The sequence below is a fragment of the Micromonospora sp. genome, from assembly GCF_048594385.1.
Taxonomy (GTDB): Bacteria; Actinomycetota; Actinomycetes; order Mycobacteriales; family Micromonosporaceae; genus Micromonospora; species Micromonospora wenchangensis.
Map to the genome: position 1 here is coordinate 1 of NZ_JBMDWU010000295.1, position 20,207 is coordinate 20,207.

Sequence of the window (20,207 nt, forward strand, 5' to 3'; positions counted from 1 at the left end):
CCCGGACGCCGCCGCGTCGTTCGCGCCGGCCTCCCCGCCGGCCGCGTACGCCGCCCCCGCCGCGCAGCCGTACACCGCGCCGGCCACCTCGTACGCCCCGCCGGCCCCGTCGACGCCGGTGGTGGCCCGACCGGACCGGCCGGCCGACTCGCCGATCTTCCGGGAGATGGAGGCGGTGTGGTTCCGGTCCCACGGGGACGACGCCACCGCGATCTTCACCCGGCCCCGGTTCGACGAGGAGCCGCCGACCGCCCCGGTCCGCCCGAACGGCGCGACCACGCCGTCGCGCCCGCCGCTGCCCACCCGGGTGCCGACCGCGCCGACCGCCGCCGGTACGCCGACCGTGACGCCCGCCGCCCCGGAAGCGCCGGCCGCGACCGGTCCGGTTCCGCCCGCCGCCACCGGTCCGGTTCCGCCGGCCGCCACCGGTCCCGTACCGCCCGCCGCCACCGCGTCGCCGACATACGGCACACCCCCGCCGGCCGCCCCCGAGGCACCGGCGACCCCGCCGGCCACCGACGCCGACGCGTGGCGGACGGCGGCCGACGACGGCTGGACCCGGGCCAGCCAGGCGGCCGAGCCGGCCAACGCCGGCACCACCCGGTCCGGCCTGCCCAAGCGGGTTCCCCAGGCACAGCTCGTGCCCGGCGGGATCGAGCCGAAGAGCGGCCGGGACCGCAGCCGCCGTACCCCCGACGAAGTACGCGGCCTGCTCTCGGCCTACCACCGCGGCGTGCAGCGCGGTCGCACGGCGGGCGCGGACCCCAACAGCACCTCGACCAAGGAGACGAACCGATGAACAGGCCAGCTGCCATGCAGGACATGGGTTGGCTGCTCACCAACTTCGCCGACAGCGTGGCGGGTATCGCCCACGTGGTGGCGGTGTCCGCGGACGGGCTGCTGCTCGCCTCCTCGCGGGACCTGCCCGCCGACCGGGCCGACCAGCTCGCGGCGATCACCTCCGGCGTGGTGAGTCTGACCGAGGGTGCCGCCCGGATGTTCAGCGCTGGCGGGGTGCTGCAGACAGTGATCGAGATGGACAGCGGCTACCTGTTCCTGATGTCGATCAGCGACGGGTCGTCCATGGCGGTGCTCGCCGCCCGCAGCTGTGACGTGGGTCAGGTCGGCTACGAGATGGCGCTGCTGGTCGAGCGGGTGGGCGCGGCGCTGGTGCCGCTGCCGCGGGACGCCGTGCGTTCGTAGCCACGGCGGGGGCCGGGCGCGACCGCGTCCGGCCCGAGTGACGAAGCATCCGGGCCCGGACCCGGGCGGGAGGAGGTGATCGAGGGATGGACCCCCGGCGGGACCCACGTGGAGCGCTGGTACGTCCGTACGCGGTCACCCGGGGCCGCACCGAACCGAGCCGGGACATCGCGCTGGAGGCGGTGCTCAGCTCCAACGCGACCCAGGTGGCCGAGTCCCGCTTCGCCGGGCACGACAAGTACCGAATCGCCACCGTCTGCGAGGGACGGGCGCAGTCGCTGGCGGAGATCGCCGCGTACACCCGGATGCCACTGGGCGTCACCCGGGTGCTGGTCGCCGACCTGGTCGCCGACGGTCTGCTCACGCTACACACTGCCGCTCCCGCCGAGGGGTTCGAGGAGCGAATGGAAATCCTTGGAAGGGTGCTAAGTGGACTTCGCAGGCTATGACCCCGCCGGGTCGCGCCAGAGCCGGGGAATCGTCTCCGCGAAGATCGTGGTCGCGGGCGGCTTCGGCGTGGGCAAGACGACCCTGGTCGGGGCGATCTCCGAGATCACGCCGCTGACCACAGAGGCGCTGATGACCGCCGCCGGTGTCGGCATCGACGACCCGTCGAAGGTGCCCGGCAAGGAGACCACCACGGTCGCCATGGACTTCGGCCGGATCACCATGGCGCAGGACCTGATCCTGTACCTGTTCGGCACCCCCGGCCAGACCCGGTTCTGGTTCATGTGGGACGAGATCATCCGGGGCGCGGTGGGCGCCGCCGTCCTGGTGGACACCCGCCGGATCACCGACGCCTTCGCCCCGCTGGACTACTTCGAGAACCGCAAACTCCCGTACGTGGTGGCGCTGAACCGGTTCGACGGCTCGGACCTGTACGAGCCGGAGGAGGTCCGGGAGGCGTTGGCCATCTCGGCGGACGTGCCGCTGGTGATGTGCGACGCCCGCGACCGCGAGTCGGTCAAGCAGGTGCTGGTGACCGTGGTGGAACACGCCATGATCCGCCTCCAGGCCGAGCACGGACGGGGTTTCCCCACCCCGGTGGGCTGAACCCGACCCGGCCCGCCCCGCCGCGTGACGGTGGGGCGGGCACCCGGGTCACTCCACCCGGAGCCGGTAGCCGCGCTTGACCACGGTCTGCACCACCCGGGGTGCGCGCAGCCCCACCCGCAGCCGGGCCACCGCCATCTCCACCGCGTGCTCGTCGGCCCCCCGGGGCAGCGTGCGGAGCAGTTCCGTCCGGGACAGCACCCGGCCGGGCCGGGTGGCCAGGGCCCGCAGCACCGCCATCGGGGCGGGGGCCAGCGGGCGCAGTTCCCCGTCGATGACGGCGGCGTGCCCGCGCAGGGTCAGCAGGTGCCCGGCCGCCTTCACGGTGACGGTACGGCGGGGCAGCTCGTCCACGATGGTGCGGACCAGCGCGCCGAGCCGGGCCCGGCTCGGCGCGCTGACCGGCACCCCCCGCCGGACCAGGGGTTCGGCGGTCACCGCGCCGACGCAGCTGACCAGGACGTCCCCGCGCAACGCGGCGAGCACCGTCTCGGTCCGGTCCCCGGCGGCCCGCAGCAGCGCCTCCGCCGCCGGGGCGGAGGTGAAGGTGACGGCGTCGACCAGACGGCCGGCGACCAGGTCGATCAGCCGGTGCAGCGGGGCCGGGTCGGTCGGTGGGGCCCACCGGTAGACGGGCACCTCGATCACCGTGGCGCCGGCGGCCTCCAGCGCCTCGGTGCACTCCGGCTGCCGGTCGCCGTGCAGTTGCATGGCGATCACCTGCCCGGCCACGCCGCGCCGGCACAGGTGCTCCACCACCTCCTCGCAGCTCTCCGAGGCCGGCGACCACTGGTCGTGCAGGCCGGCGGCGCGGATCGCCCCCCGCGCCTTGGGGCCCCGGGCCACCACGTAGGCCCGGGACAGCACGCCCTTCAGCGGCTCGGCCAACCCCCAGCCCTCGGCCGCCTCCAGCCAGCCGCGCATGCCGATGCCGGTGTTGGCCATCAGCACGTCCGGCGGCCGGTCCAGGCAGGCCCGGGTGGCGTCCCGCAGGTCGGTGTCGTCGGCCAGCGGCACGATCCGCAGGGCCGGGGCGAGCACCACCCGGGCACCGCGCCGTTCCAGCAACGCGGCCAGTTCGTCGCGTCGCCGGTCGGCGGTCACCCCGATGGTGAAGCCGGCCAGTTCGTCCCGCATCACTCCTCCTGTCGCAGCCGCACCTCGACCAGGCCGCCCCGGCAGCGGACGTCGTACCGGGGCAGGGTCACCCCGGGCAGGTCCAGGCAGAGCCCGGTTCGCAGGTCGTACACCTGCTTGTGCAGGGGAGAGGCGACGGTGGGCGCCCCGTCCCGGCTGCCGACGATGCCCCGCGACATCACGTACGCGCCGCTGAGCGGGTCGAGATTGTCCACCGCGAACAGTTCGTCGTCGATCCGGAAGATCGCCACCTGGACGCCGTCGACGAGGGCGGCGACGCCCCGTTCGGGCTCCAGCCGGTCCAGCGGGCAGACCCGGGTCCAGTCGACGGTGACGGTGCCGCTCATCGCCGCACCTCCGGCAGGCCGAGGGCGACCGGCTGGCGACGTCGGGCGGGTGCCCCGTCGGGTGGCGCGCCCCCGTCGGGTGGGACGGTGGCGGGCCGGGTGTCGCGCGTCGGCACCGGCTGGCCGCGTTCCACCGCGAAGGTGATCGACGGGTCCGGCACGTCGGGGGCGTTGACGAACGAGGTGAACCGGCGCAGCCGGTCGGGGTCGTCGAGCACGTCGCGCCACTCGTCGGAGTAGGAGGTGACGTGCCGGGCCATCGCCGCGTCGAGTTCGGCGCAGAGCCCCAGCGAGTCGTCGACGATCACCGAGCGCAGGTGTTCGAGGCCGCCGTCCATCGCCTCGATCCAGGCGGAGGTGCGTTGCAGCCGGTCGGCGGTGCGGACGTAGAACATCAGGAACCTGTCGATCAGCGTGATCAGTTCCTCGGTGGTCAGGTCGGTGGCGAACAGGTCGGCGTGTCGGGGCCGGAAGCCGCCGTTGCCGCCGAGGTAGAGGTTCCAGCCGGTGTCGGTGGCGATGATGCCGAAGTCCTTGCTGCGCGCCTCGGCGCACTCCCGGGCACAGCCGGAGACGGCGGACTTGAGCTTGTGCGGGGCGCGCAGTCCCCGGTAGCGCAGTTCCAGCGCGACGGCCAGGCCGACCGAGTCCTGCACCCCGTACCGGCACCAGGTCTCGCCGACGCAGGACTTCACCGTGCGCAGCGCCTTGCCGTACGCGTGGCCGGACTCGAAGCCGGCGTCGACCAGCCGCCGCCAGATCTGCGGGAGCTGCTCGACCCGCGCGCCGAACAGGTCGATCCGCTGCCCGCCGGTGATCTTGGTGTAGAGCTGGAAGTCGCGGGCCACCTCGCCGATCACGATCAGCTTGTCCGGGGTGATCTCGCCGCCCGGGATCCGGGGCACCACCGAGTAGCTGCCGTCGCGTTGCAGGTTGGCCAGGAAGTGGTCGTTGGTGTCCTGCAGTGACGCCTGCTCGCCGTCGAGCACGTGGCCGGTGCCCAGCGAGGCGAGGATCGAGGCCACCACCGGCTTGCAGACGTCGCAGCCCCGGCCCCGGCCGTGCTCGGCGACGAGCTGCGAGAACGTCCGGATGCCGCGCACCCGGACGATGTCGAACAACTCCTGCCGGCTGGCGTCGAAGTGCTCGCACAGCGCCGTGGACTGCTGCACCCCGGCCGCGTCGAGCAGTTGCTTGAGCATCGGCACGCAGGAGCCGCAGCTCGTCCCGGCCCGGGTGCACGCCTTCAACGCCGGCACGTCGCACGCCCCGCCGGCGATCGCCGCGTCGATGTCGTCGCGGGTCACCGCGTTGCACGAGCAGACCTGCGCCGCGCCGGGCAGCGCGGTCACCCCGCCGCCGCCCTCGCCTGCCGGGGCGAGCAGCGCCAGCGGGGGAGCGGGCAGCGGCCCGCCGACGCTGGCCCGCAGCGTCGGGTAGGCGGTCGCGTCCCCGACCAGCACCCCGCCGAGCAGCGTCCGCGCGTCGTCGGAGAGGACCAGCTTCGCGTACGAGCGGGTGGCCGGGTCGGTGAACGTGACGTCCAGGCAGCCCGGGGTGGTGCCGTGGGCGTCACCGAACGAGGCCACGTCGACGCCGAGCAGCTTGAGTTTCGTGGCGCTGTCCGCGCCGGGGAAGGTGGCCGCGCCGCCGAGCAGCCGGTCGGCCACCACCTCGGCCATCGCGTACCCGGGGGCGACCAGACCGTGGCAGGTGCCGTCGACGGCGGCGCACTCGCCGACCGCCCAGATCCGCTCGTCGTCGCTGCGGCAGGCCGCGTCGACCAGCACCCCGCCGCGCGGGCCGAGGGCCAGGCCGGCGGCGCGGGCCAGCTCGTCGCGCGGCCGGATACCGGCGGCCACCACGACCAGGTCGGCGTCGACCGTGCCGCCGTCGGAGAGGTCCAGGGCGGCGACCGTGCCGGCCGGGCCGGGCCGCAGCGCGGTGGTGCCGACCCCGAGGTGGGTGGTGACGCCCAGCTCCTCGACGTAGCGGCGCAGCATCGCCCCGCCCGCCTCGTCGACCTGCACCGGCATCAGCCGGGGCGCGAACTCCACCACGTGGGTCCGCAGCCCCAGCAGGCGCAGCGCGTTGGCGGCCTCCAGCCCGAGCAGGCCACCGCCGATGACCGCCCCGGTCGACCGGCCCCGGGCGTGCTCCCGGATCGCCTCCAGGTCGTCCAGGGTGCGGTAGACGAAGACGCCGGGCAGGTCGGTGCCGGCCACCGGCGGGACGAACGGGTACGACCCGGTGGCCAGCACGAGTGCGTCGTACGGGTGCTCCCCGGTCGCGGTGGTCACCACCCGCCGGTCCCGGTCGATCCCGGTGACCGGCTCACCGAGGCGCAGCTCCACCCCGTCGTCGGGGGTGTGCAGGTTCAGTTCCTCGGCGGTGACCCCGTCGAAGAACGCGGACAGTCGGACCCGGTCGTACGCCGGGCGGGATTCCTCGGCGAGCACCGTCACCTGCCAGTGCCGGTCGTGGTCGCGGGCGCGCAGCGCCTCGACGAACCGCTGGCCGACCATGCCGTTGCCGACGACGACCAAACGTCCACCGGTCATCGGGTCACCTCCTCGTGGTGTCATCACGGTCATCGGGTCGTCCCCACCGAGTCCACCCCGGACAGCCAGTCGACGATGCCGCCGACGGCCTGCCGGCAGCCACCGCAGCCGGTTCCGGCCCGGGTCGCGGCGACCACCTCGTCGACCGTCCGGGCGCCGGCCCGCCAGCAGCGGACCAGGGTGCCCTTGTCGACGTCGTTGCACTGGCAGACGGTTGCCGCGTCCGGCATCAGCGCCGGGGACGCGGCGGGTGTCGCGGGGGCGTTGCCGATCGACCGGCCGAGCAGCAGTGCCCGCCGGTCGGTGGGGACCGGGGCACCCCGGTCGAAGAGCTGCACCACCGTGCCGACCGCCGGGTTGTCGCCGAGCAGGATCGCCCCGGTGAGCCGGTCGTGGTGGATGCGTATCCGGGCGTACGTCCCCCGGGTCGGGTCGCTGAACGTCAGCTCCTCGCCGGGGCCACCGGCCGGGTCGCCCATCGCGGCCAGGTCGATCCCGGCGGCCTTGAGCCGGGTGACCACCGGCCGGGGCCGGTAGCGGGCGGCGGGGTCCTCGCCGGTGAGCAGGCGGGCCACCACCCGGGCCTGCGCCCAGGCGGGCGCGACGAGCCCGGTCGGGCCCTGGCCGGGTGGGCGGGCGCAGTCGCCGATCGCCGAGATCGCCTCGTCCGCGGTGCGCAGCCGGTCGTCGACCAGCACCCCCCGGTCGACGGCCAGCCCGGCGGCGGCGGCCAGGTCGGTGTCGGGGCGGACCCCGCAGGAGAGCACCAGCAGGTCGGCGTGCAGGGCGGTGCCGTCGGCCAGGTCGAGCCGGACCCCGTCGGCGTCGGTGGCCAGCCCGGTCGCCGGCACCCCCAGCCGGGTGGCCACGCCGAGCCCGGCCAGCGTGCCGGCGAGCACCGCGCCGGCGGTCGGGTCGAGCTGCCGTTCCATCAGGTGCGGGTGGGGGTGGACCACGGTCACCGCGAGCCCCCGGGCGGCCAGCCCGCGCGCCGCCTCCAGGCCGAGCAGCCCTCCGCCGAGCACCAGCGCGGTGCGCGCCGAGCGGGCGGTGGCGAGGATGCGGCGGCAGTCGGCCAGGGTACGGAAGACGGCCACCCGGGGCGGCAGGGCGGCCGGGTCGAGGCCGGCCAGCGGGGGCACCACGGCCCGGCTGCCGGTGGCGAGGACCAGGTGGTCGTAGTCGAGGTCGCCGTCGGGGGTGCGCACCGTGCGGGCCGCCCGGTCGATCGCGGTGACCGGCGCGCCGGTCCGCACGTCGGTGCCCTGCCCGGCGACCTCGGCCAGCTCCACGTCGGGCTCGTCGACCTTGCCCGCCAGCAGCGTGGACAGCATGATCCGGTTGTACGCCCGGTGCGGTTCCGCCCCGAGCACGGTGACCTTGCGGTCCCCGTTGCGGGCGTGCAGCTCGGTGGCGAGCCGGGCACCGGCCATGCCGTACCCGACGATCACGATGTGGCCGGTCATGCCCGCTCCACCCGGACCGCGCAGATCTTGAACTCGGGCATCCCGGAAACCGGGTCGAGGGCGTCGTTGGTGACCGAGTTGGCGCGGGCCGCCCCGGGCCAGTGGAACGGGGCGAAGACGGTGTCCGGCCGGATGGTCGGGCTGAGCCGGGCCGGTGCCCGCAGCTCACCCCGGCGGGAGGCGACCCGTACCTCGTCGCCGTCGCCGACGCCGAGCCGGGCGGCCAGGTCGGGGTGCAGTTCGACGAAGCCGTGCGGGGCGGCCCGGCGCAGCGCGTCGACCCGCCGGGTCTGCGTGCCGGACTGGTACTGGGCGAGTACCCGCCCGGTCGTGAAGTGCAGCGGATAGTCGGCGCAGACCGGCTCGGCCGCCGGCCGGTGCCGTACGGCGTGGAACCGGGCCCGGCCGGTCGGGGTGGGGAACGTGTCGGCGAAGAGCCGGGGGGAGTCCGGTCCGTCCGGGTCGGGGCACGGCCAGAAGACCCCGTCGGCGGATTCGATCCGCTCCCAGCTCACCCCGGCGTAGTCGGCGACGCCACCGGCGGAGGCCCGGCGCAGCTCGGCGAAGACGACCCTCGGGTCGGTGGGGAAGCGGTCCACGGCGGGATCGGCGGCGGGGCCGGTCGGCACCGGGTCGGGGGCGTCGAGGCGGGCCGCGAGGTCGGCGAGGACCGTCAGGTCGGTGCGGACGCCGGGCGGCGGTCGACGCAGCGCGCGGCGGCGCAGCACCCGACCCTCCAGATTGGTCATCGTGCCGTCCTCCTCGGCCCACTGGGCCACCGGGAGCACCACGTCGGCCAGTTCGGCCGTCTCGGAGCGCAGGAAATCGGCCACCACCAGCAGGTCCAGCCCGCGTAGCCGGGACTCGACCCGGGCGGCCCGGGGCGCGGAGACCACCGGGTTGGAGCCGAAGACCAGCAGCGCGCGGGGGCCGTCGGGGGTGCCGAGCGAGTCGAGCAACTGGTAGGCGGGCACCCCGGGGCCGGGCAACTCGGCCGGGTCGACGCCCCAGACCCCGGCGACGTGGGCGCGGGCGGCCGGATCGTCGATCTTCCGGTAGCCGGGGAGCTGGTCGGACTTCTGGCCGTGCTCGCGTCCACCCTGGCCGTTGCCCTGACCGGTGAGGCAGCCGTACCCGGAGTGCGGGCGGCCGGGCAGACCGAGGGCGAGGGCGAGGTTGACGTAGGCGCTGACCGTGTCGACGCCCTTGGCGTGCTGTTCGGCGCCCCGGGCGGTGAGGATCATCGCCGAACCGGCGGTGCCGAGCGCACGGGCGGTCGCCTCCAGGTCGGCCACCGGCACCCCGGAGAGCCGTTCCACCTCGGCCGGCCAGTACTCGGCGACGGTACGGCGTACCGCGTCGAAGCCCTCGGTGCGGGCGGCGACGTACTCCCGGTCGATCAGCCCCTCGGTGAGCGCGATGTGCAGCAGCGCGTTGGCGACCGCGAGATCGGTGCCGGGCAGCGGTTGCAGGTGCAGGTCGGCCTGGCGGGCGGTGGCGGTGAGCCGGGGGTCTACCACGATCAGCCGGCCGCCCCGGGCTCGCTGGTCGGTCACGTGCCGCATCAGCGGCGGCATGGTCTCGGCCGGGTTCGCCCCGACCAGCAGCAGGGTGTCGGTGCGGCCCAGGTCGGTCAGCGGGAACGGCAGCCCCCGGTCGACGCCGAAGGCGCGCAGCCCGGCGGCCGCGGCCGAGGACATGCACCACCGGCCGTTGTAGTCGATGTGCCGGGTCCGCAGCGCCACCCGGGCGAACTTGCCGAGGGCGTACGCCTTCTCGTTGGTGAGCCCGCCGCCGCCGAAGACGGCGACCGCGTCCCGCCCGTGGGCCCGCTGGACGGTGCGCAGCCCGTCGACGATCCGGTCCAGCGCGGCCGCCCAGGTCGCCGGGCGCAGCGTGCCGGACGGATCGCGGACCAGCGGGGTGGTCAACCGGTCGGGGTGGTCGAGCAGGTCGGCGGCGGTCCAGCCCTTCTGGCACAGCCCGCCGCGGTTGGTGGGGAACTGTCGGGGCTGGACCTCGATCCGGCCGTCGTCGGTGTCCCGCAGGACCATGCCGCACTGAAGGGCGCAGTACGGGCAGTGCGTTTCCGCCTCGCGGGGTGGCTGCCCCGTTCGTGTCGCGGCGCGTGCACCGTCTGTCATGTCCGCAAAGCGTGCCGCCGGCCGGTTTCCGACCGGGGTCCCTTCTGTTTCGGTCCTGTCAAGAGCGGTTCACACCGCACCGGGGCATCGGAGCGGACGGTGGGGTCTATAATATGAGACAAGTTTCCTAATATGTGAGAGGGGTGCATCGTGGACGTGACGGCGGCCTTCGATGCGGTGGCGGGCTCCTACGATCAGGCCCGCCGCCGGCTCGTCCCCTGCTTCGACGACTTCTACGGCACCGCCGTCGAGGTGGCGGCCCCGCCGCTGCGGGCCGCGCTCGCCGCCGGTCGTACCCCCGAGGTGCTCGACCTGGGCGCCGGCACCGGGCTGCTCTCGCTGCTGCTCACCGCGGCGCTGCCCGGGGTGCGGGTGACCCTGGTCGACGGGGCGGCGCGGATGCTCGCGGTGGCCGCCGACGGACTGACCGCCCGGGGGGTGGTGCACCGCACCGTCGTGGCCGACCTGGCTGATCCGCTGCCCGTCGGCCGGTACGACGCGGTGGTCTCCGCCCTGGCCGTGCACCACCTCGACGACGACGGCAAACGCGCCCTCTACCGGCGGGCGGCCGGCGCGCTCGTCCCCGGCGGGGTGTTCGTCAACGCCGAGCAGGTGGCCGGTCCCACCCCGACCCTGGACCGTCGGTACGACGACGTCTGGCTGGCGCAGACCGCCGCCCGGGGCTCCGACGCCGACGAGATCGCCGCCGCCCGGCAGCGGATGCGGCACGACCGTCCGGCGTCGGTGGCCGACCAGTGCCGGTGGCTGGCCGACGCCGGCCTGGTCGACGTGGACTGCTTCTACAAGGCGTGGCGGTTCGCGGTCTTCGGCGGGCGCCGCCCGGCCTGACCCGGGCCGTCGTGGGCGGCGGTCCGGGTCATGGGGATGACCGGTGGTCATACCCGGGGTAGGATCAGCGGCATGACTGCCAAGGTGACCCTCTCGTTCTCGGACGAGACGATCGAGGAGGCCCGCCGGTTCGCCAAGCGGGAGGGGCTGTCCCTCTCCGCCTGGATGGACCAGGCCGCCCGGGAGAAGGCCCTGCGGGAGGTCTTCACCGCACACGCCGAGGCGGTCGGCCGGGCCGGGCTCGACCTGGAATCCGCCGCCCTCGCCGACGCCAGCGAGGTGGGGATGGTCGCCGACGTGCTCTTCGGTGGTCGCCCGCGTGCTGCGTAGGGGAGAGGTCTGGCGCATCGAGGGCGCCCGGGAACGGCTCGGCCTGGTGATCAGCTCCGACGTCTACAACTCCACCGACGTGCCGATCGTGATCGTCGCCGAGGTGGTCGAGACGGCGCTGCTGCGGGACTCCCCGCTCGCCGTGCCGATGGGTGGCAACGTGGTCATGCCCGACCGGCTGTCCGCGCCGATGAAGAAGTGGTTCACCGAGTGCGTGGATATCGCCGACACCGAGACCATGCAGCGGGTGAACCGCGCGCTGCGCATCCTCCAGGAACTCTGACCACCTCACGGCAGGCCGCCGGGCGACGTGCGGTTCCCGTTTCCGGAACGACCCAACCGGGCCACCACCGGGAAACCGGCACTGCCTAGCATCCCTCTTCACATCGATGAGGAGGAATCGCCGTGAGTACGCTCGCCAGTAGCAGCAACTCCGCCGCCGACCCGGCGGGCGCCGTCGACGCGCCGCCGGAGGCCGATCCGTCGACTTCCGCCGATCCGCCTGCCGCCCGGGGCGCCGGACGCCGGCACCGGCTCGACGACTGGCGGCCCGAGGACCCCACCTTCTGGCGGACGACCGGAGCGCCGATCGCCCGCCGTAACCTCTGGGTGTCGATCTTCGCCGAGCACGTCGGTTTCTCGGTGTGGAGCCTCTGGTCGGTCACCGTGCTCTTCCTCGGCCCGGCGTACGGCATCGACCCGGCGGGCAAGTTCCTGCTCACCGCCGTGCCGGCCGCGCTGGGCGCGGTGCTGCGGCTGCCGTACACCCTGGCCGTGGCCCGCTTCGGTGGGCGGAACTGGACCATCGTCAGCGCGCTGCTGCTGCTCGTGCCGGCGGTGCCGATGACGGTGCTGCTGGAACCGGGGGTGTCCTACACCACGCTGATGGTGCTGGCCTGCCTGACCGGGGTCGGCGGCGGCAACTTCGCCTCGTCGATGGCGAACATCAACCTGTTCTTCCCCGACCGGCTCAAGGGCCGCGCGCTCGGGCTCAACGCCGGCGGCGGCAACCTCGGCGTACCGGCCGTGCAACTGGTCGGGCTCGCGGTGCTGGCCACCGCCGGGGCCGCGTACCCCCGGCTGGTGCCGGCGGTCTACCTGCCGCTGATCGTGCTGGCCGCGCTCGCCGCCGCCCGCTGGCTGGACAACATCCCGGACGCCCACAACGAGCCCGGCGCGCTGCGCGAGGCAGCCCGCGACCGGCACACCTGGGTGATGTCCCTGCTGTACGTGGGCACCTTCGGCTCCTTCATCGGCTTCGGTTTCGCCTTCGGCCAGGTGCTCCAGCTCCAGTTCGCCGAGCGCTTCCCCACCCCGGTCGACGCGGCCTGGCTGACCTTCCTCGGACCACTGATCGGTTCGCTGATCCGGCCCGTCGGCGGGCAGCTCGCCGACCGGCTCGGCGGGGCCCGGGTGACCTTCTGGAACTTCGTCGCGATGGCAGTCGGCGCCAGCCTGGTGCTCTTCGCCGCCCGGGAACGGTCGTTCCCGCTCTACCTGACCGGGTTCCTGTCGCTGTTCGTCTTCTCCGGCATCGGCAACGGCTCCACGTACAAGATGATCCCGGCGATCTTCCGGGCCCGCGCGACGGCCGAGGCGGAGCTGACCGGTGACCCGGTCGCCGCGCAGCGCCGGGCCCGGCGGCTCTCCGGTGCCCTGATCGGCATCGCCGGAGCGGTCGGCGCCTCGGGCGGGGTGTTGGTGAACGTCGCCTTCCGGCAGTCCTTCCTCACCTCCGGCAACGCGGACGCCGCCTATCTGGCCTTCATCGGGTGGTACGCGCTCTGCTTCGTGGTGACCTGGACGGTCTACCTGCGGCCCGGCCCGGGTAGGCTCACCGGAGTGTGACCATGGTCATGCGGGAAAACCGCAGGCCACGCCGGTCTACCCCCCGTTTTGACCAGCCGACGGGGCGGCGGGTATCGTTGCCTGCTGTTGTACGACATCCAGAGGCGTGCCGCTCAGGTACGCTTGGTCGTTCGTGCGCGCTGGTCCGGCCGGGAAGCCTCTGGTCACCTCGGCGCGCGACCCCAGACCGACGACGAGACAAGGTAGACCTGTGCGTACGTACAGCCCGAAGCCGGGTGAGATCGAGCGTCAGTGGCACGTTATCGACGCCTCTGATGTCGTGCTGGGCCGCCTGGCCACCCACGCCGCCACGCTGCTGCGCGGCAAGCACAAGCCGACTTTCGCGCCGCACGTCGACACGGGCGACTTCGTCGTCATCGTGAACGCGGGCAAGGTGGCGCTGACCGGCAACAAGCGGCAGACCAAGGTCGCCTACCGGCACTCCGGTTACCCGGGCGGCCTCAAGCAGGTCGGCTACGAGGAGCTGCTGACCAAGCGGCCCGAGCGGGCGATCGAGCTGGCCGTGAAGGGCATGCTCCCGCACAACAAGCTGGGCCGTCAGCTGATCAAGAAGCTGAAGGTCTACGCCGGTGCCGAGCACCCGCACCTGGCGCAGCAGCCGGTGCCGTTCGAGATCAAGCAGATCGCGCAGTGAGCGAGGGCGAAGGAAACAGCATGACCGACATCACCGAGACCGAGGTTGCCGCGGAAGTCCCCGAGGCCACCGAGGCGCCCGCGCCCGTCGCCCGCGCGCCGCGTGGTGACCGCCCGATCCAGACCGTCGGCCGCCGCAAGGAGGCCATCGTCCGGGTCCGCATCGTCCCCGGCAGCGGCAAGATCACCTGCAACGGCCGCGACCTTGAGGCCTACTTCCCGAGCAAGGTGCACCAGCAGCTCATCAAGGACCCGCTGGTCACCGCCGAGAAGCCCGAGGCGTTCGACGTCATCGCCAACCTGCGTGGCGGCGGCACCACCGGCCAGGCCGGTGCGCTGCGGCTGGCCATCGCCCGCGCGCTGATCGTCAGCGAGCCGGACGACCGTCCGGCCCTGAAGAAGGCCGGCTTCCTCACCCGGGACGCCCGGGTCAAGGAGAGCAAGAAGTACGGTCTCAAGAAGGCCCGTAAGGCACCCCAGTACTCGAAGCGCTGATCACCGACAGCGCGTTGTACTTCTGACGGACGCCCGGGTCCGCCTCCCCCAACGGGGAGGTGGCCCGGCCGTTCCGCTTTCTCCACTCATCGCAGTCGCACCGGAGGTTGGCGGGTATGGGTCGGTTGTTCGGCACGGACGGCGTACGCGGGCGGGCGAACGTCGACCTCACCCCGGAACTGGCGCTCGCGGTGGCCGTGGCCGCCGCGCACACACTGGCCGAGTCGGACCGCAGCCACCCGCCCCTGGCCGTCGTCGGTCGGGACACCCGGGCCAGCGGCGAGATGCTGGAGGCCGCCGTGGTCGCCGGCCTCACCAGCGCCGGGGCCAGCGTCGTCCGGGTCGGCGTGCTGCCCACCCCCGCCGTGGCGTTCCTGACCGCCGAGGCCAAGGCCGACCTGGGCGTGATGCTCTCCGCCTCGCACAACCCGATGCCGGACAACGGGATCAAGCTCTTCGCCGCTGGCGGGCACAAGCTGCCCGACGAGATCGAGCTGCGGATCGAGGCCGCCGTCGAGGCCAACGCCACCACCGCCTGGGACCGTCCCGTCGGTGCCGGGGTCGGCCGGGTGCACGACCTGCTCGACGGCGCTGACCACTACGTGCAGCACCTCGTCGGCACCGTGCCGCACCCCCTCGACGGGATCAAGGTGGTGGTCGACTGTGCCAACGGCGCCGCCGCCGAGGTCGCCCCGGTGGCCTACCGGGAGGCCGGTGCCGAGGTCATCGCGATCCACGCCGAGCCGGACGGCCTCAACATCAACGACGTGTGCGGTTCCAACCACCTCGACGGCCTGCGGGCCGCCGTGGTCGAGCACGGCGCGCACCTGGGCCTCGCCCACGACGGCGACGCCGACCGCTGCGTCGCGGTCGACGCCAACGGCGAGGAGGTCGACGGCGACGAGCTGATGGCGATCCTCGCGCTGGCCCTGCGCGACGCCGGCGAGCTGACCCGAGACACCCTGGTCGCCACCGTGATGAGCAACCTCGGCCTGCGGCTGGCCATGTCCGCGCAGGGCATCCGGCTGGTCGAGACCAAGGTCGGCGACCGGTACGTGCTGGAGGAGCTGCGCGCCTCCGGCCTCGCCCTCGGCGGCGAGCAGAGCGGACACCTCGTCATGCCCGCGCACGCCACCACCGGCGACGGGGTGCTCACCGGCCTGCACCTGATGGCCCGGATGGCCGCCACCGGCCGATCCCTGGCCGAGCTGGCCTCCGTGGTCACCAAGCTGCCGCAGGTGCTGATCAACGTGGCGGTCGGGGACCGTACCGTCGGTGCCACCGCGCCCGCCGTCACCGCCGAGGTCGAACGGGCCGAGGCCGAGCTGGGGGAGACCGGCCGGGTGCTGCTGCGCCCGTCGGGCACCGAACCGCTGGTCCGGGTGATGGTCGAGGCGGGCACCGAGGAGACCGCCCGGTCGGTGGCCGAACGGATCGCCGAGCAGGTCCGCACCGCCAGCCCCGCCGGCTGACCGGCCCCGGGTCCGCCGCCCGCCGGCCCCGGCGGGATCAGCGGGTGGCGGCCAGTTCGCGTAGCCGGGTGACGGCCTCGGTCAGCACCTCGGGGCGCTTGCAGAAGGCGAACCGGACCAGCCGGCGGCCGGCCTCGGCGTCGTCGTAGAAGACCTGGGTGGGCACCGCCACCACGCCACAGCGTTCCGGCAGGGATCGGCAGAACTCCAACCCGTCCCGACCGCCGAGGTCGGTGATGTCGGCGGTGACGAAGTACGTCCCCTCCGGGGTGAGCACCGTAAAACCGGCGTCGGTCAGGCCACCGATCAGCAGGTCCCGCTGCCGCTGGAGGCTGTCGCGGAAGCCGGTGTAGTAGTCGTCGGGCAGGGCCAGCGCGACGGCGACCGCCGGTTGCAGCGGCCCCGCGTTGACGTAGGTGAGGAACTGCTTGACCCGCAGCACCGCCGACACCAGCGGGGCGGGCCCACTGACCCAGCCCACCTTCCAGCCGGTGCAGGAGAAGGTCTTGCCGGCCGACGAGATGCGCAGGGTGCGTTCCCACATCCCCGGCAGGGTGGCCAGCGGCAGGTGCGCGGCGGCGGCGTCGGTGAAGACGAGGTGCTCGTACACCTCGTCGGTGACCGCGTACACGTCGTGTTCCCGGCAGAGGTCGGCGACCAGGGTCAGCTCCGGTGCGGTGAAGACCTTCCCGGTCGGGTTGTGCGGCGAGTTCAGCAGAACCAGCCGGGTACGCGGCCCGAACGCGGCCCGCAGTTCGTCGGGGTCGAAGGCGTACCGGCCGTCGTCGCCGGGGCGCAGCGTCACCGGTCGCCGTACCGCCCCGGCCAGGGCTATCGATGCCGCGTACGAGTCGTAGTACGGCTCGAAGCAGATCACCTCGTCACCCGGCTCGCAGAGCGCGAGGATGCTGGCGGCGATCGCCTCGGTGGCCCCGGCGGTGACGATCACCTCGCCGTCGGGGTCGTACGTCAGGCCGTGGAAGCGGAGCTGGTGCTCGGCGACGGCCCGACGCAGCACGGGCACCCCCGGACCGGGCGGGTACTGGTTGTGCCCGGAGCGCAGCGCCTCGGCGGCGGCGGCCAGCATCTCCGGCGGCCCGTCGGTGTCCGGGAAGCCCTGGCCCAGGTTGACCGCACCGGTCCGGACGGCGAGCGCGGACATCTCCGCGAAGACGGTCGTCCCGAACGGACGCATCCGGGCCACCAGCGGGTCGACATCGGTAGGCGTCGTCACGCCCGTCAGCCTACGGCCCGAGACCGCCTCTGCCACCAGGGCTCGTCACCGCCTTTCCGTCACCGAGCCGCCTTCCCGCGCTGCTCCGGCGTGCCGCCGGTGATCCGTCGTGGTCAGCGGATCGGGTTGGCGTGGCACTGCACCCGCCAGTCGTCCGGACCGGCCACGTCGGTGACGCGGGGCCGGGTGCCGACGGTGGTGGCGCACCGGAACCCGCCCGGGTTGCCGTCGGAGCGGGCGGCGCTGACCAGCACCCGGTTCGGATCGTCGGTACGCAGCTCCATCCGCCAGGGCAGCCGTACCTTCTCCCGCTGGATGAAGTAGCCGTCGCCGTCGTAGAACTGGAGGTCCACCGGGCCGGTGCCGGTCACCTCGTACGTCACCGGGTACCGGCCGGGGCCGTCGGCCGGCCGGGTGGCCGGTGCGGACGGCTGGAACGGCTGCGGCGGGCTCCAGCTCGGCTCGGGTTCGTCGTCGTAGTAACCGCGACCGTAGGGGTCCTCGGTCGTCGTGTCCGGCCCGGTCCCGCCCAGCAGGGCGCCTCCCCCGCAGAAGCAGGCGCAGCCGACGAGGGCGAGCACCACGACCACCGCGACCACGATGCCCACCACCGCGCCGGCGCTGGTGGAGGTGCGCCCGCCAGGTGGCAGGTAGCCGGGGTGGGCGAACGGCGGCGGATAACCCGGCGGCGGCCAGCCGTGACCGGGCGGTCCGCCGGGCCAGCCGGTGGGTGGCCCGCCGGGGACTCCGGGTGGGCCGGCGGGCCAGGCGGCACCGGGGGCCGGGCCGGGCCGGTCGCTACCGGGCCAGCCGGGGCCGGGTGGTGCTCCGGGTACGCCGGGCCAGCCTCCCGGGACCGCGCCGGCCCAACCTGCGGGCGGGGAACCGCCGGGGCTCCCGGCGGACCAGTCACCCGGAGTGACGGGAGTGCCGGACGGATCGGCGGGCGCGGCCGACGGATCACCCGGTGTGCCGGGAAGAGTCGGGCCGGGGAAGGCCGGACCGTGCGGGTAGGGAGACGTCGGGCCGGCCGGGCCGGGGTAGGGGGCGGCGGTCGGGTCGGGTGTCGATCCGTGGGCCCAGGGGGTGGGGGCCGCCCAGGGCTGCGGGACCGCGAGCGGGTCCGGCGGGGCCCATGCGGACAGGCCCGTGGTGCCGGCGGGCCCGGGAGCCGGGTCGCCGGACGCCTGGGGTGTCGGGCCGCCGACCGCGGGAGCGGGGTCGCCGGGTGGGGGCGCGGGATCGCTGGGGGATGGCGTGTCGGACATCGCTGCTCCGGGGACGGAAGGGGAGGAAAGGGGCGAGCGGGCCGTCCCAGGGACGTTCCAGGGGTCGCCGAGAGACTGACGTACCGGCGGGCCACCCGCAACCCCGTACGTCCGGACGGGGGTGACGGTCGTCCGGTTGCCGCCCGTCACCGCCCGATCGCTCAAATTCGGTGATCGTTTGCCCGGCTTCCGCGCACACGAGGTGAGCGAAACTGGGTTAGGCTGCGAACCATGTGTGGAATCGTGGGTTACGCCGGCGCGCGCCCGGCGCTCGGCATCGTGCTCGACGGATTGCGGCGGCTGGAATACCGGGGATACGACTCGGCCGGGGTCGCGATCGTCTGCGACGACGAGCTGCTCACCGAGAAGAAGGCCGGCAAGCTGGCCAACCTGGAGAAGGTCCTCTCCGAGCGGGCCGCCACCAACCCCGACGACTGCGCCGCCAGCCCGGTCGGCATCGGCGACGGCACCACCGGCATCGGCCACACCCGGTGGGCCACCCACGGCGGCCCGACCGACCGCAACGCCCACCCGCACCTGGCCCCCGACGGCCGGGTCGCCGTGATCCACAACGGCATCATCGAGAACTTCGCCAAGCTCCGCGCGGAGCTGGAGGACGACGGCGTCCAGTTCACCAGCGACACCGACACCGAGTGCGCCGCCCACCTGCTCTCCCACGCGCTCGCCGAGCTGCGGGCGGCCGGTGGCACCGACGGCCCGCAACTGCTCGCCGCCGCGATGCGGGTGGTGTGCCGCCGGTTGGAGGGCGCGTTCACCCTGCTCGCCGTCGATGCCGCCATCCCGGGCGCGGTGGTCGGCGCCCGGCGCAACTCGCCGCTGGTGGTCGGCCGGGGTGACGGGGAGAACTACCTGGCCAGTGACGTGGCGGCGTTCATCGAGCACACCCGCGAGGCGGTCGAGCTGGGCCAGGACCAGCTCGTGCTGATCACCGCCGACAGCATCGAGATCACCGACTTCGACGGCCAGCCGGCCACCGGCAAGGACTTCCACATCGACTGGGACTCCTCGGCCGCCGAGAAGGGTGGTTACGACTGGTTCATGCTCAAGGAGATCGAGGAGCAGCCGCAGGCCATCGCGGACACGCTGCTCGGCCGGCTCACCGAGACCGGGGAGATCGCCCTCGACGAGGTCCGCCTCAGCGACCAGGACCTGCGCGACGTCGACAAGATCTTCATCGTTGCCTGCGGCACCGCGTACCACTCGGGCATGGTCGCCAAGTACGCCATCGAGCACTGGACCCGCATCCCCTGCGAGGTGGAACTGGCCAGCGAGTTCCGTTACCGCGACCCGGTGCTCGACCGGTCCACCCTGATCGTGGTGATCTCGCAGTCCGGCGAGACGATGGACACCCTGATGGCGCTGCGGCACGCCAAGGAGCAGAAGGCCCGGGTGCTGGCCATCTGCAACACCAACGGCTCCACCATCCCGCGCGAGTCCGACGCGGTGCTCTACACCCACGGCGGCCCGGAGATCGCCGTCGCCTCGACCAAGGCCTTCCTCACCCAGCTGGTCGCCTGCTACCTGATCGGCCTGCACCTGGCCCAGGTGCGGGGGATCAAGTTCGCCGACGAGGTCGGCGCGGTCGTCGCCCAGCTCCAGGAGATGCCGGGCAAGCTGCGGGAGCTGCTGGACCGGATCGAGCCGGTACGGGAGCTGGCCCGGGAGCTGAAGTCGGAGCCGACGGTGCTGTTCATCGGCCGGCACGTCGGCTACCCGGTGGCCCTGGAGGGCGCGCTCAAGCTCAAGGAGCTGGCGTACATGCACGCCGAGGGGTTCGCCGCCGGTGAGCTGAAGCACGGGCCGATCGCCCTGATCGACAAGGGCACCCCGGTGATCTGCGTGGTGCCGTCGCCGGTCGGCCGGGGCATGCTGCACGACAAGGTCGTCTCCAACATCCAGGAGGTCCGGGCCCGGGGCGCCCGGACCATCGTGATCGCCGAGGAGGGCGACGAGGCGGTGGTCCGCTACGCCGATCACCTGATCTACGTACCGCGTACGCCGACCCTGCTCGCGCCGCTGGTCACCACCGTGCCGTTGCAGGTGCTCGCGGCCGAGATCGCCGCCGCCCGGGGACACGACGTGGACCAGCCGCGCAACCTGGCGAAGTCGGTCACCGTGGAGTAGG

Annotated in this window: 18 protein-coding genes and 1 pseudogene; 12 read left to right on the forward strand and 7 right to left on the reverse strand. The window is 73.8% G+C overall.

From position 1 onward, the window contains the following. The 4 genes and pseudogenes from ACOJTC_RS15735 to ACOJTC_RS15750 form a co-directional block, all read left to right on the forward strand. Window positions 1–799, forward strand: a pseudogene (locus ACOJTC_RS15735) (ATPase); the annotation flags it as partial. Beyond that, the gene (locus ACOJTC_RS15740; RefSeq protein WP_030329975.1) at window positions 796–1,203 is read left to right on the forward strand and encodes a roadblock/LC7 domain-containing protein; all 408 of its coding nucleotides are present in this window, start codon (window positions 796–798) and stop codon (window positions 1,201–1,203) included. The pseudogene ACOJTC_RS15735 and the gene ACOJTC_RS15740, both read left to right, overlap by 4 nt. An 86-nt stretch (window positions 1,204–1,289) precedes the next feature. After that, window positions 1,290–1,652, forward strand: a complete 363-nt coding sequence (locus tag ACOJTC_RS15745) for a DUF742 domain-containing protein (protein WP_204924884.1) — start codon at window positions 1,290–1,292, stop codon at window positions 1,650–1,652. Beyond that, entirely contained in the window at window positions 1,633–2,256 is a 624-nt protein-coding gene (locus tag ACOJTC_RS15750) for a GTP-binding protein (RefSeq protein WP_088647419.1), read from the forward strand. Before ACOJTC_RS15745 ends, ACOJTC_RS15750 begins: the two co-directional genes overlap by 20 nt. A gap of 48 nt (window positions 2,257–2,304) precedes the next feature. Here ACOJTC_RS15750 and ACOJTC_RS15755 read toward each other — a convergent pair whose 3' ends face one another. From ACOJTC_RS15755 to ACOJTC_RS15775, 5 genes are read right to left on the reverse strand one after another with little or no spacing between them, the layout of a single operon-like run. Beyond that, on the reverse strand, window positions 2,305–3,393 hold the full coding sequence (locus ACOJTC_RS15755) for a uroporphyrinogen-III synthase (protein WP_204924885.1): 1,089 nt from the start codon (window positions 3,391–3,393) through the stop codon (window positions 2,305–2,307). After that, window positions 3,393–3,740 carry a nitrite reductase small subunit NirD gene (nirD, locus tag ACOJTC_RS15760; protein WP_420117439.1) on the reverse strand — a complete coding sequence of 116 codons (348 nt, stop codon included), beginning with the start codon at window positions 3,738–3,740 and terminating at the stop codon, window positions 3,393–3,395. The genes ACOJTC_RS15755 and nirD overlap by 1 nt, the downstream gene beginning before the upstream one ends. Further along, on the reverse strand, window positions 3,737–6,301 hold the full coding sequence (gene nirB / locus ACOJTC_RS15765) for a nitrite reductase large subunit NirB (protein ID WP_420117440.1): 2,565 nt from the start codon (window positions 6,299–6,301) through the stop codon (window positions 3,737–3,739). The genes nirD and nirB overlap by 4 nt, the downstream gene beginning before the upstream one ends. Window positions 6,302–6,330: 29 nt before the next feature. Continuing rightward, window positions 6,331–7,767: an FAD-dependent oxidoreductase gene (locus ACOJTC_RS15770; RefSeq protein ID WP_420117441.1), complete on the reverse strand. Its 1,437-nt coding sequence runs from the start codon at window positions 7,765–7,767 to the stop codon at window positions 6,331–6,333. Continuing rightward, a complete protein-coding gene (locus ACOJTC_RS15775) occupies window positions 7,764–9,821 on the reverse strand; it encodes a molybdopterin oxidoreductase family protein (protein ID WP_420117442.1) in 2,058 nt (685 codons plus the stop codon). The genes ACOJTC_RS15770 and ACOJTC_RS15775 overlap by 4 nt, the downstream gene beginning before the upstream one ends. Window positions 9,822–10,061: 240 nt before the next feature. Between ACOJTC_RS15775 and ACOJTC_RS15780 the strand changes: the two genes are divergently transcribed. The 7 genes from ACOJTC_RS15780 (at window position 10,062) to glmM (ending at window position 15,559) form a co-directional block, all read left to right on the forward strand. Then, window positions 10,062–10,760, forward strand: a complete 699-nt coding sequence (locus ACOJTC_RS15780) for a class I SAM-dependent methyltransferase (RefSeq protein WP_420117443.1) — start codon at window positions 10,062–10,064, stop codon at window positions 10,758–10,760. 72 nt (window positions 10,761–10,832) lie between these two features. After that, window positions 10,833–11,090, forward strand: a complete 258-nt coding sequence (locus tag ACOJTC_RS15785) for a DUF6364 family protein (protein WP_088647412.1) — start codon at window positions 10,833–10,835, stop codon at window positions 11,088–11,090. Further along, a complete protein-coding gene (locus ACOJTC_RS15790; RefSeq protein ID WP_204924891.1) occupies window positions 11,068–11,373 on the forward strand; it encodes a type II toxin-antitoxin system PemK/MazF family toxin in 306 nt (101 codons plus the stop codon). The genes ACOJTC_RS15785 and ACOJTC_RS15790 overlap by 23 nt, the downstream gene beginning before the upstream one ends. Before the next feature lie 122 nt (window positions 11,374–11,495). Next, window positions 11,496–12,938 (forward strand): MFS transporter, encoded by a 1,443-nt coding sequence (locus ACOJTC_RS15795; protein WP_420117444.1) that lies wholly within the window; start codon window positions 11,496–11,498, stop codon window positions 12,936–12,938. Between the two features lie 211 nt (window positions 12,939–13,149). Next, window positions 13,150–13,593 (forward strand): 50S ribosomal protein L13, encoded by a 444-nt coding sequence (gene rplM, locus ACOJTC_RS15800; protein WP_088647410.1) that lies wholly within the window; start codon window positions 13,150–13,152, stop codon window positions 13,591–13,593. Between the two features lie 20 nt (window positions 13,594–13,613). After that, a complete protein-coding gene (rpsI, locus tag ACOJTC_RS15805; protein ID WP_204924892.1) occupies window positions 13,614–14,087 on the forward strand; it encodes a 30S ribosomal protein S9 in 474 nt (157 codons plus the stop codon). Window positions 14,088–14,203: 116 nt separating this feature from the next. Then, window positions 14,204–15,559: a phosphoglucosamine mutase gene (glmM, locus tag ACOJTC_RS15810; RefSeq protein ID WP_420117445.1), complete on the forward strand. Its 1,356-nt coding sequence runs from the start codon at window positions 14,204–14,206 to the stop codon at window positions 15,557–15,559. Window positions 15,560–15,596: 37 nt separating this feature from the next. On the opposite strand, the gene ACOJTC_RS15815 is transcribed toward glmM, so the two are convergent. Then, on the reverse strand, window positions 15,597–16,793 hold the full coding sequence (locus ACOJTC_RS15815) for a pyridoxal phosphate-dependent aminotransferase (protein ID WP_420117446.1): 1,197 nt from the start codon (window positions 16,791–16,793) through the stop codon (window positions 15,597–15,599). Window positions 16,794–16,906: 113 nt separating this feature from the next. Beyond that, complete coding sequence (locus tag ACOJTC_RS15820; protein WP_420117447.1) at window positions 16,907–17,404, reverse strand: hypothetical protein; 498 nt, start codon at window positions 17,402–17,404, stop codon at window positions 16,907–16,909. Between the two features lie 888 nt (window positions 17,405–18,292). Here ACOJTC_RS15820 and glmS point away from each other — a divergent pair. Next, entirely contained in the window at window positions 18,293–20,206 is a 1,914-nt protein-coding gene (glmS, locus tag ACOJTC_RS15825) for a glutamine--fructose-6-phosphate transaminase (isomerizing) (RefSeq protein ID WP_420117448.1), read from the forward strand. Window position 20,207: the final 1 nt, after the last annotated feature.